Origin of the sequence: Leptolyngbya sp. AN02str (assembly GCF_050565595.1) — a bacterium.
Classification (GTDB): domain Bacteria; phylum Cyanobacteriota; class Cyanobacteriia; order Elainellales; family Elainellaceae; genus Kaiparowitsia.
The window spans coordinates 84506-96487 of the sequence record NZ_JBNXVR010000013.1 but is presented as its reverse complement, the minus strand read 5'-3'; the positions used below and the strand labels follow the sequence as shown (position 1 = coordinate 96487).

Here is an 11982-nt window from a genome sequence, read left to right as displayed (position 1 = left end):
CTAATGGCAACGCTCATTTGGCTAATGTATATATCAAGATTCATGAGTAAATGAAACTTTGTGCATGCGGTGTGAACTTGCCACTCAAAATATTCACAATAATTCTGGACTTTGTGTACGCGGTGTGAATTAAAGTTCTGCGAATATTGACTCATGGATAAATGAGAAAACAAACTCATGTCCAAGAGATATTCAAGGGAGAAAGTCATGAAAGCCAATCAAGAGAGAAGGTTACTAACCGATCAATCCTCCGAATCCACTACCATTGACCACACTTTGCTCGACATTGAGGTTTGTAAAGCTTTGAACGGAGAGGTGTTGGGTCGCCCCTACTTAACTGTAATGTTCGACACTCATACTCGAAAGATTGTCGCAACTCATTTATCTTTCAACAATCCTGATTACCGTTCTTTTCTCAGTGTACTACGTGATTATTTCTATCGCTATGGGAAGCTACCGAAATCTATTTCTATTGATTCTAAAAAAGAATTTCAAACTCTCCGAATAGATCAAGTAATCTGCCACTTCGGGATCGTCATGAATTTCTTTTCCGATTCTTCCAAAGGAAAGGTAGAAACCATTTTTCAGCAGTTTTCACAGTTCATTTCTAAGTTCTAAATTTGGCTCAAGTGTCTTGAAAATAACTTGGAGGCAAAAAATGCTAACACTCACAGAATTGCATGAACTGTTATGGGAGTGGATTGACAACCACTATAATCAGCAGACTCACATTTTTGGGAAACCCCAACAATCTGTTGACATCCACTCTCCCGAATTTTCATCCGCTCATCAATCAGCTTTGCCTGATGTGGTGGAGCCTTTTCTAGCTCCGTCAATTTCGTATAGAGTTATTGCTGCTCAAGGTGTGAAGATTAACTATTTGTACTACTGGCATCCGATATTTAGAGATTTGGAATTGCAAGGACAACAAGTTGAGGTTAGATTTAATCCCGAAAATTTGGCTGATGCTTGGGTTTATGTCCAAGGACAATGGCTCCGGTGCTTTTCTAAGTACCACTCAAGCTTCGCAGGGCTTTCAGAGATTCAAGTTCAAGAATTAAGCATTAGAATCCGTGAACAGCATTGTCAAAGTATCAAGAAATCTAGACAAAATTTATCCGTATTTCAGGAAACTTTAATCGAAAACGAAGCCTCGCGATCGCTTCCGGCTAGACAGAACAATCACAACAACATTGAAAATCAATAGACATCTACTAGGTGTGAAGATTCTATGCTGACACAGAACGAGTTTAATGATTGGTGTCTTCGTTTAGAGATTTCTAATGAAGCAAAATTGCTAATTGATAAAATTCGCTCCTCTAATCCCTCACGTCGTGTTGGAGGTGGTAGGAAGAATGTCACAGGACGTTATCCAAGCCAAAAAATGGGCTTCACTATTCAATTTGAATCACATCGCAACGAACTAGCTCGAATCTACGAGTACGAATTTGACGAAGACGTTTTGGAATATTATGATCAACCTCCCCCAATTGAGCTTGATTATTTGAGCAAGAAAGGACGGCGAACTCGACACCAACATACGCCTGACTTCTTTGTGATTCGACGAAACTCTGCGGGATGGGAGGAGTGTAAAACACAGGACGACTTATTCAAGTTGTCAGAAGAAAGTCCAAATCGTTATCAACTTGAGGAGGTCTAAAGGATGCTTTGGCATTGCCCGCCAGGAGAAGCCTATGCTGCTCAAGTCGGTTTGTACTACAGATTGAGATCGTCTGCCGAGACAAATTGGATTTTTCAGAAGAACTTTGTTTACCTTGAGGATTATCTGAAGAAGCCTATTTCTGTCAGGGAAGAAATTGCAGCAACGGTTCTCTCTCTTGTAGGAGCCGATCCTGGAGTTTTACTTTCAGATCTACTTGAAAAGATCGCAGGCGTAACTATTGATGATCTCAATTTCATGATCGCAGTACGACAAGTTTACGTCGATCTAAACTCATATGCACTGGATAAACCCGAAGAGGTCAAAGTTTATCTTGATAAGGAGATTGCTCTAGCTTACAGCAGACTGCTTGAGGTTTCTGCACCGTCTGCTTCGGATTCTGTTCGATTAGTTGATGTTAGAGTTGGCACTTGTGTTTCATACGATGGGGAACTCTGGGAAATCATTAATACTGGTGAGACAGCAATTGCGTTACTGCGATCGGACAAACATTACATTGAGTTGCCAAATCTGCTATTCAAGCGTTTGGTTAAAGAGGGGAAGATTGTTGGATTGCAGAAAGTGGAGAGCATTGATCTTGACCCAAAGTTAAGAAAATCCTTAGCAGCACTAGTACTGAGGCTTTTAAGGAGGCTAATGCTCGGTATGAAATTATTGTAAATTACCTGAACGGTGAAGCAACTGATAAACCAAACAGCACAGTACGCCGCTGGATTGCAGCCTACCGTAGGGGAGAAGCACTGTACCGTCGAGGTTACATAGAACTGCTACCCAAACACTCAAGCAAAGGTAATCGCCTGCCAAAACTGGATGAACGGGTTCAGAACCTGTTTGAGTGGTTTATGGAGAACAAATACAAAGATGTCAAGAGCCTGTCAATTCGTGTAGTGCATGGTCTCTTTGCAGAGGAGTGCGAAAAACAGGGATTAAAACCTGTGAGTTCTGAATGGTTTCGTCAAACAGTGAATCGAGGCGATATCCATGAACAAACTACGAAACGGAAAGGTCGGCGAGCAGCCTATACTCACGAACCTTTCTACCAAGGCGCAGAGGAGGAATACCCATCACCACACGGCTCGCGTCCTTTTGAAGTTGCCCATATTGACCATACTCAAGTAGACGTAGAAGCCCTCAGTTCTGCTCTTGAAGATTTGGGAGACAAGTTTACGCAATCAATATCAGTTAGTGGTGAAAATTTAGGTAGACCGTGGCTGTCAGTCATGATTGATACAAATACTCGCAGAGTACTTGCAGCCTACCTAAGTTATGAGTCACCCAGTAGTGTCTCTGTCATGATGGTCTTGAGAATCTGCGTTAGAAAGTATGGAAGATTCCCTCAAATCATAACGGTTGATGGAGGTAAGGAGTTTGACAGTATCTACTTCGAGACACTTCTTGCGTACTTCAATATCACCAAGAAGCAAAGACCACCAGCAAAAGGTAGACATGGTTCAATTATCGAGGCTTTCTTTGGAGTTCTGAACAAAGAGCTTTGGCATAACCTGTTGGGAAACACAAAAATCATGCGTTGTGTACGGCAGGTAACAAAAAGTGTAAATCCTAAGAATTTAGCCATTTGGACACTGGTCAAGCTTTTTCGTATTCTCCACGAATATGTTTATGAGGTTTACGATACCTGCCCACACCCCGCATTGGATGGACTCAGTCCACGAGAAGCCTTTGCTACTGGTATTGCACGAGCGGGGGAGCGCAACCATCTACAGGTTTCTTATGAAGAATTTCTCCTATTGTCGATGCCCTCACCAAAAGGGAAGTTCAGAAAGATCCAGTCAAGTGGGATACGAATTGGCTACCTCGATTACTGGCACTCATCCTTTAATCATATTGCAGTTCGTTACACGTCTGTTGAGACAAAGTACGACCCATTCGATGTTTCTGTTGCATATGCATTCGTTGAGGGGACATGGGTTAAATGCTATGCCAGCAAGTATGTACACGAATTTAAGGGACGTACAGAGTTAGAGATTGAAGCTGCTGCCGCTGCAATACGCAAGTTGAACGGGTTTAATACTCGGAAAGGCAATGAGATTACTGGAAAGAAACTTGCTCAGTTCCTCAATTTGATTGAACAAGAAGAAGTTGCACTTACGCAACAAATGCTTACAGCAAAGCAGCATGTTCTTGGTCAACGCCAGTTAGATTCTGAGGTTAGAGAGATTCACAAACTTATTGAAGGTGAGGGGAATCAGAAAGATCATCTACCAACAATTGAAGGAAGCATAACATCGAAGAATGATGACATTGAACGGTCGTTACAACTTGCTGGTCATGGTTCAGCAGAAACCGATGAATTGTGTTTACCCAACAAATCTGATCTTTTAGACAAAGCTAAGACGAGTATTGCAAATGATTTAACTGAGGATGAAGTATTAGAGGAATTGTAATGGAGCTTCACACTGATCAACTTCCTAGTGATTTGTTTGAACAATCAAATCAACAGCGACTAGACTTCTTCAAAAATGATCAATATGCTATATCGCATCGGAACTTAGATCAGGCAGTCAATGTGCTTTTACAACGAGCTTGTAGTCGATCGCAGAGTGAGCTAATTCTTGTAGTTGGACCGTCTGGAGTAGGTAAAAGTATTTTACTGCGCCTATTAGAGAACTTGGTCATTAGGGAGGTACTTCCTGAGTTGATTCACAATCCTGGTTTAATTCCGTTCATAAATATCGAAGCGATGGCAACAGGGCAAGGAAAATTTATGTGGGATGGTCTTTACAGGCAAATACTTGTTGCTCTGGGTGAGCTTTATATTGATCAAAAAATAGACTATGGGACAATCCAAGATTCTTTAAAGCGTAAAAAACCATCTTCAGGCAAAAGGGCATCTGAAATTACGCTGCTTAATGCTTTGCTCACATCCTTATCTCATCGCAAACCCTATGTAGTGGCTATTGACGAAATGCAGCATATCATTAGAACAGCAAGTTCAAGCACATTAGAGGACTATGGAGAGCGTATCAAATTTTTGATGGAAGGTTCTCAAGTTGTATGGGTCGGATTTGGAACTTATCAATTGCTCAGGCTTCTTAACTCCGACCTTCGATCCAGCGGAATTACGAAAATCATTCACTTCCCACGTTATCACTATGAAGTGGAGCAGGATGCCCAAGAATTCCAAAGAATTTTGAGCATATTTCAAAGCCGAGTACCATTGCCAGAAACTCCGTCTCTGTGTGAATGCTGGGAGTTTTGCTACGAACGATCCATTGGCTGCGTGGGTATTCTTAAAGGCTGGCTCACCCAAGCAGTTGCTTTGGCTCTAGAAGAAACAGCAAACACCTTGTCTATCAGCCATTTAGAACGCACTGCCAAATTAACTTTTGAATGTCAACAGATGGTTAAGGATGGAATTGAGGGTGAAGCCAGAGTAGCTGAATACCTAGCTGAACAATCAGGGTTGTTCCCAGACTATCTACAGGGCAACGAAGAGTAAAAAGTACGCTGAACCAGTCACACAATCTTTACCTTTTACCTTAGGTTTTAGTGCAATGGTAACTTCTCGAAGATTTCCACAAGAACTGCTGAATCAATCAAAACGTGCTCGTCTCAGATTCTTTAAGAAGTTTGAGAAAGCCATCCTACACCGCAACTTGAAGATCTGTTACCAAAATGCTAAACGAGTTATTTATGAGCCTGCTGGAGCATCTGTGATCATGGTAATTGGTCCTTCTGGAGTTGGCAAAACAACACTGCTAAACTTAATCAAGAGAAAAATAAAAGAAGGAGTTTTTCTAGAGCAAGCTGAAGAAAATGACCGTATTCCGTTTGTGGATGTTGAAGCGGTAGCCCCCGGAGCGACAACCTTTAGATGGAAAGACTTTTACAAGCGCACTCTATTGATTGTTGATAAATTGCTTGGTGGCTATATCGATTACGACATTGAGGGAATCCGTCGTAATCAAGGTAACCTCCTAATTGCTAGCAGAGTTTCTGAATCTGAGCTAAGAGAGGCACTAGAGAAAGCGATTTCTGAGCTAAAACCTCACGCACTGGCAATGGACGAAATGCAACATATAGGAAAAATGACGAATTCTCAGACACTGGAGAGCCATATGGACTGTGTCAAGTCAATTGTAAATCTTACAAAAGTACCGTGGGTAGGCTTTGGTACTTACCAACTACTCGATTTTTTGAAATTAAGTCCTCAACTCAGTCGGCGTAGACAAATTATTCACTTTCAACGGTATAAAACTAACAAACAAGACCTTGAAGAATTTCGACGAATTCTCAAAAACTTGCAGTTCAAGTTTCCACTTCTAGAAGTGCCAGATCTTAGTGCTGAGCACTGGGAGTTTTGTTACGAACGATCTATTGGATGTGTGGGAACTTTGATAGATTGGCTGACTCAAGCCTTTGCTCTTGCACTAGAGGAGGAAGCTAATACCATTACTGCCACACACTTGGAAAAAACAGCTAAGTCAGTCGCCGAATGTGCACAGATGCTGGAGAATGCAATGGAGGGTGAGACAAAATTACAGGACTCTCTTGAGGAGCGTGATCAGCTTCGTTCTCTTCTCGGTCTTTCACTAATTCAAAAGGGAAATGTTCAAACAGACGACTCTATAACTTCTCAGCCAGATGAAGAGTCAAAATCGTTGCCACCTAGACGACCAGGTACACGCAATCCAGAGCGAGATCCTGTTGGAGAACTCGCGTAATGTTGCTCCTGTACACAGTGAGTATCTGAGAAAAATATGGCTAGCTCACTACATTCTGAAATTTGGTGGAATTTAGCTCTGCATGAATTACCACAGCATAGTCGTTTGAATCACCAAAATCCCGTAGGTATTGGAACTCCGTATGTCGAGAGTTTAAGTAGCTATATTCGTCGGATTGCTCGAAGCCATTGTCTGTATCCAGGTACGATCATCTACGATGAAATAGCGCCGCTATCCTGCCGAAAGTCTCAGCAGTTGAATTCAGTTTTTAATACGTTGGGTAGAGCAGTTAATGGACTAGGTGCTACGGCAAAGGATTTTGTTCAAGCACTTGAGACACTAACTCTCCGTAAAGACTTACACCTCCTCACATTGATTCCTCTAGCAGAAGTCTTTCACGCTCGGAAACTATCTCGCCTTAACCAAGCTTGGTGCCCAATGTGCTACGAACATTGGCAATCAACAAATCAAGAAATTTACGATCCGTTGCTTTGGACAATAGAAGCTGTCAGTATTTGCCCGATTCACTACCATCCTCTTGTAGATACTTGTCCTCATTGTAAACAATCGTTTTACCCACTAGATGGCTTCTCGAATCCTGGCTACTGTCCGAACTGTGGTCAGTGGCTTGGCACGATATCCAGTTATAAAGAACAAGAGCTAAAAGCAGAAGAAGTAGAAAAGCAAGTTTGGTTTGCAACTAGTCTTGGAGATGTGTTTGCTATTCTTTCAGATCTTCAAGGCATGATTAGCAAAGACAAAGTAGTTGCAAAGTTGGCTGAATATATCAATAAGACTGCGGACGGCAACATTGTTAAGTTTTCACGCCTGCTTGGGTTTAGCCCAGGTACAGCAACACACTGGTTAACAAAAAGGCATTTCCCGTCTCTAATTTCACTACTTGAAATTAGCTTCTACTTCAAATCTTCTTTGACAAATATTCTAACTGGCTTGTGCGAAGAATCAAATCTTGTAACAGGCGGTATAGTACCAGATCAAGCGAAAACTACAGTCATCGGTACGAAGGGAAGAAGCCAATTCTCAACGGAACAACTAGAAGAATTACAGGCTTATCTCCAGCAGGTTTTAGAGAGTGGTGACAGTGCTTTACCTCTTAAAGAAGTTGCTAAACATCTTGGAACAACATCAAACACTTTACATAAATATTTTCCAACTTTATGTGATGCAATTACAAAGCGTAATTTTGCTACCGATGTAACTTCGCTATCTAAAGAGAGGATTGAACAATTCCGAATAGCATTAGAGAATACTTTAGCGAGCGATGCTGATCTACCAGCCTTGTACCAGCTTGCTAGTTGCTTAAATACTACACCGAGAACACTTTGGAAGTATTTTCCAGAGTTGTGTAACACCTATATTGCCGAAAGGGAAAAGCGTAAATCTTATGTAGGCACAACACTCCCCTTAGCAAAAAGATTAGCAGAAGTGCAAAGTCTTTTAGAGGCAGCACTTGCAGGTATTAATACTCCTTCAGCCGTGTTTGTAATTGCCAGAGACCTCCATGTAAACACCCCAGCGCTCCGCAAAGCCTTTCCAGATTTATGTGAAGCTATCACAGCTCGTAGGGAACTTGAGCAACAAAACGTGAAAATAGAAAAATTAGACTTTATTAGAGAGGGGTTAGAGGGTATTTGTAACAGTGATGATTGCCCTCCGACGATAGCCAGTATTGCAAGACAATACAGAATAAGTGGATTAGACTTTCAGAGAAAATTTCCAGATTTATATCAAACAATAAAGATTCAACGGGCTGAGTTTAAAGAATTACAGGCAGCAGAGAGACTACAAAAACTAGAGAGTGGATTAAAGACGTATCTTGAGGGTGAGAAGTGCCCACCTCCATTAGCCGAGATTACTAAATCTCTTCAGACAGACGAATCAACCGTTCGTAATTACTTTCCTGAGTTATTAGATGCTATTTTGCAAAGACGTTATGAGCATAAGCAAGGACTCAACCAGCCTAGCTTGATTGAGTTAGAAGATATTTTGAAACAAATTCTCAATGACGAAAGCGATTCACCCTCAATGAGAGAGGTGGGTAGAAGGCTTGGTTATTACACACAAACCTTAAACAGCTATTTTCCAGATCTTTGCAAAGAAATATCAGAGAAATTTCTTGATTTTCAGCATACTGCTAGCCAGAAAAGAATACAGGATGCTTGTGAAGAAGTGAAACAAGCTGTCGCAGCCCTAGTTGGTGAAAAGGTTTACCCTAGCGGTGATCGTGTTAGAAATCGTATGAGTAAACCTGGCTATTTTCGGTATAAAGAAGTGCATATTTCTTGGAAAAATGCCCTACAAAGTTTTGGATTTAGAACATAGGAGCAATAAAAACAGTGTTCCCATTATCTTTGAAAAATAATTTTAATTCTCAGGACTATACTCTGGAACGCACGAGCTTCCCTCACCGTAGTTGTCTAAATCATTTAGAAATTCAAGGCATTCAAACTTTCTACATAGAGAGCCTTACAGGATACTTAAGCCGTTTATCTCAATCTCACAATCTCCCTGTAGGTATCCTAATGGAACGAGAGCTAGCGTCTCTTGTAGGAAAGCAACATGGAGGTGCAAATTTGCACAAGATATCCAAGTTTACAGATGCATTGAATGGAACAGGGGTCATGGCATCAGAGCTAACTGATGCTCTCCAGCAACTGACATTAAAGAGTAATTTGAAGTTCCTAACTTTAGTTCCTCTGGCAGAGGTTCTTCCACATAATGGGTTATTGCGTCCAGATAGGGCATGGTGCCCTGCTTGTTATGAGGCATGGCAAGAACAAGGACAAATAATCTTTGATCCTCTGCTTTGGACATTGGATTGTGTCAAAATGTGCCCTTATCATCAGTGCCAGTTAGTTCTGGAATGTCCACATTGTTGCCAAGCTAATGCTCCTTTAGCCTGGCGATCGCGTCCGGGTTACTGCTCAAGATGTGATGGTTGGCTCGGTTCCTCTACAACATTAGAGCGGGAGAGTGATCAAGCCTGGAGTAAGGACAATTGGGATTGGTTTACTTGGACCGCAAACGCTGTTGGAGAATTACTGGCTGAGCTTCCCCAACTAGTTGTCTCTTTTTCAAGAGACAACATCTCTAGGAATCTACGAGTAATCGTAGATCACCTTTGTGAAGGCAACATTGCTGACTTTGCTCGCCATCTTCAGATGCCTAAAAATACTGTCTGGTTGTGGTGTAAGGGCAGAAATCTTCCCAAACTTAATGCACTTTTAAGAATCTGTTATTGCCTACAATTACCCCTAAAGAGTCTTCTAGTGGGACTTGATGAGGGTAAACTTAGTTGGAGCATTCAGAGAGATAATCAATTTCAAAAGTCCTCTAGGAATGAGAGTAAACCTTTTGAGTCCGACCGAGTACGAAGCTATCTTGAGTCTATAGTCTCAAGTGAGGAATTACCACCTCCATCAATGGAAGAAGTAGCTAGGCGTTTGGAATACGATAGACGGACAATCTACCGCCACTTCCGGGATTTGTGTCAAGCAGTGTCCCTTAAATATAAGAGATATCGCCAAGAGTCCCATTTAGATATTGTTGAGCAGGTTTGTTTGGAGATTGAAGAAATTGTCAATCAACTCCATACTGATGGAGAATACCCTTCCGAAATGCGTGTTTCAGAATACCTCAGTAAACCAGGATATCTTCGCTACAGAAAGGTACGTAACAGACTTGAGGCTATAAGAAACGAAGTTTTATCGCAACCCATAGATTGATGGAGTAGTACTGTGGATTCCTCATCATTTCCTGTAACCAGGGCAGAAGTATATTGGTACGTCTTTGATAAAAGATCAGCAACCGCGCAAGAAGTCGCCCTCGGTACTCGCATGGCAAAAAATACCGCTCAAGGTCACTTAGCCGCATTGGAGCAGATTGGTATTTTGTCGTCTATAGGAAAACCCAAGCTTTATAGAGTTCAAGAAAATTTTCCCGAAGAGTATAAAATTGTGCTAAGAGAATTAGAGTCTCTTGCCCGTTCTAGTTGGCGACTTAACGGTATTGAGCCAGTATAGTTTCAAGAGTAGATAGAATTTAAGTGCTTAATTGGATTCGGGTAAAAGGGGGCACGCTGCCGTGTCCCCTTTTACCCGATTAGAGCATTAAAATCCTCCGCAAGCGGATAGCCAAATAAAATATAAGCAAAAATACCTAAAATCTATGTTGGCGCAACCCAAGTTACAAGCATAAGATGAGCAGCGAAAAAAACAAGCATAAAGTGAGCATTTTGCTCAACTTATGGTTGTATGCCCAGACCTTCCAAAACCTTGCCTGAAATTTGTACTTATGGAGATAAGCGGATTCGAACCGCTGACCCCTTCAATGCCATTGAAGTGCTCTACCAACTGAGCTATATCCCCGTTGCGCGTTTTTAATAATGCCTGAAGCGATAGGAGAAGTCAAGCATTTTCTGAAATAAGATTTATCGGGGCAGGAAATGCGCCAAAATGAGATTGCACGTTGAGATGCGAAAGTTTTATGACTGGACCTACACCCGACCGTTCTGCGCCATTGAGCGAGGCTGAAGTCAGCAATGTGTTGTTGTCGTTGCGCCGAAAAGAAGGCCATTGGCGGCTGTGGGGCGATCGCTGTCAGCAGTTGCAAAAGGCTGGTTTTACGCCTCAGCGCATTTTTGAGGAAACAGGGTTTGAGCCGATTCATCAAAATCAGCTGGTAGTGGCAGCCCAGGTTTACAGCTCAATGGTGGGCGCAGGATTGTCGGATGCGGTGCAGGCTCGATTTGAGAAGACGGGGAGCGATACGCTGTATGAGTTGCGGATTTTGAACCAGAGCGATCGCGTGGCGGCGGCAACTTTGGTCACGGAGAAGGGCATTGATTCAGAAGGGGCGCGGGATGTTGCCAAAGCGCTCAAAGATTTTTCTCGATTTGCAAATTCGCCGGAGGAGTTTCCTCAGTATCCCGAAGATGCCGTGGCCTATTACTACTGGAAGTTAGCCAAGCAGCAGCGAGATTTACAGGAGCGATCGCGACTCATTGCTCAAGGGTTGAGATTTGCGGCCAGTGCCAGTGCCCGCCAGCAAATTGAAAAGCTGCTAACGGACTTTTCAGTCGCGGCGGTTAAAAAAGTGCCGTTGCTCCCCACCTATCGTTTAGAAACAGAGAGTGAGGTACCCCGGTTGCTACCTGTAGCGGGCAAACTGCCGATGACGTTGGCAGATTTGAAAGCTGTGCCCATGGTTGAGGCAGAAGAACCGTTCAATATTGTCAAATTTTCTGGGGAGGGTGCTTGGGTACCCATGCCAGGTTGGCAGATTGTGTATGCCGCAGAAGATCCTGTTGTATTGATTGCTTCTAGCCATGACTTGCCCAACTTTCCTGATGAGGTGGTGGAAGATGTGTTGGTCTTGGTGGATCGGGGCGATCGCCAGTGGAATGAGTTCAGCTACTTTTTAATCAACCATGAGGATCAGTTGCAGGTTGAGTGGTTAGCTGAAGCTGGCAATGCCCAGATCATTGGTCGTGTGGCGTTAGTGCTGCGGTCCAAAAAGGTCTTGGATGAGGGCTATAACAAAGAGCCATGGCAATTGGATGAGTAGCCATGGCCGTTTCTAGGAGCGTTGTTGGGC

The 11982-nt window shown here is 42.6% G+C and carries 11 protein-coding genes and 1 tRNA gene; 11 read left to right on the top strand and 1 reads right to left on the bottom strand.

Annotated elements, in window-relative coordinates:
• Nucleotides 1-207 precede the first annotated feature (207 nt).
• From ACQ4M4_RS12410 to ACQ4M4_RS12365, 10 genes are all read left to right on the top strand, one after another.
• Nucleotides 208-618: an integrase catalytic domain-containing protein gene (locus ACQ4M4_RS12410; protein ID WP_430684796.1), complete on the top strand. Its 411-nt coding sequence runs from the start codon at nt 208-210 to the stop codon at nt 616-618.
• A gap of 40 nt (nt 619-658) precedes the next feature.
• A complete protein-coding gene (locus ACQ4M4_RS12405) occupies nt 659-1207 on the top strand; it encodes a Mu transposase C-terminal domain-containing protein (RefSeq protein WP_430684795.1) in 549 nt (182 codons plus the stop codon).
• Between the two features lie 24 nt (nt 1208-1231).
• Nucleotides 1232-1660, top strand: a complete 429-nt coding sequence (locus tag ACQ4M4_RS12400; RefSeq protein ID WP_430684794.1) for a Tn7 transposase TnsA N-terminal domain-containing protein — start codon at nt 1232-1234, stop codon at nt 1658-1660.
• A 3-nt stretch (nt 1661-1663) separates the two neighbouring features.
• Complete coding sequence (locus ACQ4M4_RS12395) at nt 1664-2341, top strand: hypothetical protein (protein ID WP_430684793.1); 678 nt, start codon at nt 1664-1666, stop codon at nt 2339-2341.
• 182 nt (nt 2342-2523) lie between these two features.
• Nucleotides 2524-4086, top strand: coding sequence for a Mu transposase C-terminal domain-containing protein (locus tag ACQ4M4_RS12390; RefSeq protein ID WP_430684792.1), 1563 nt, complete (start codon nt 2524-2526; stop codon nt 4084-4086).
• Nucleotides 4086-5141 (top strand): AAA family ATPase, encoded by a 1056-nt coding sequence (locus tag ACQ4M4_RS12385; RefSeq protein ID WP_430684791.1) that lies wholly within the window; start codon nt 4086-4088, stop codon nt 5139-5141. Before ACQ4M4_RS12390 ends, ACQ4M4_RS12385 begins: the two co-directional genes overlap by 1 nt.
• Before the next feature lie 55 nt (nt 5142-5196).
• On the top strand, nt 5197-6366 hold the full coding sequence (locus ACQ4M4_RS12380) for an AAA family ATPase (protein WP_430684790.1): 1170 nt from the start codon (nt 5197-5199) through the stop codon (nt 6364-6366).
• A gap of 36 nt (nt 6367-6402) precedes the next feature.
• Nucleotides 6403-8709, top strand: coding sequence for a TniQ family protein (locus ACQ4M4_RS12375; RefSeq protein ID WP_430684789.1), 2307 nt, complete (start codon nt 6403-6405; stop codon nt 8707-8709).
• Between the two features lie 14 nt (nt 8710-8723).
• On the top strand, nt 8724-10112 hold the full coding sequence (locus ACQ4M4_RS12370) for a TniQ family protein (RefSeq protein WP_430684788.1): 1389 nt from the start codon (nt 8724-8726) through the stop codon (nt 10110-10112).
• A gap of 12 nt (nt 10113-10124) precedes the next feature.
• The gene (locus ACQ4M4_RS12365) at nt 10125-10409 is read left to right on the top strand and encodes a hypothetical protein (protein WP_430684787.1); all 285 of its coding nucleotides are present in this window, start codon (nt 10125-10127) and stop codon (nt 10407-10409) included.
• Nucleotides 10410-10681: 272 nt separating this feature from the next.
• On the opposite strand, the gene ACQ4M4_RS12360 is transcribed toward ACQ4M4_RS12365, so the two are convergent.
• Nucleotides 10682-10754: transfer RNA gene (locus ACQ4M4_RS12360), tRNA-Ala, on the bottom strand.
• Nucleotides 10755-10872: 118 nt separating this feature from the next.
• Here ACQ4M4_RS12360 and ACQ4M4_RS12355 point away from each other — a divergent pair.
• Nucleotides 10873-11952: a RuBisCO accumulation factor 1 gene (locus ACQ4M4_RS12355; RefSeq protein WP_430684786.1), complete on the top strand. Its 1080-nt coding sequence runs from the start codon at nt 10873-10875 to the stop codon at nt 11950-11952.
• Nucleotides 11953-11982: the final 30 nt, after the last annotated feature.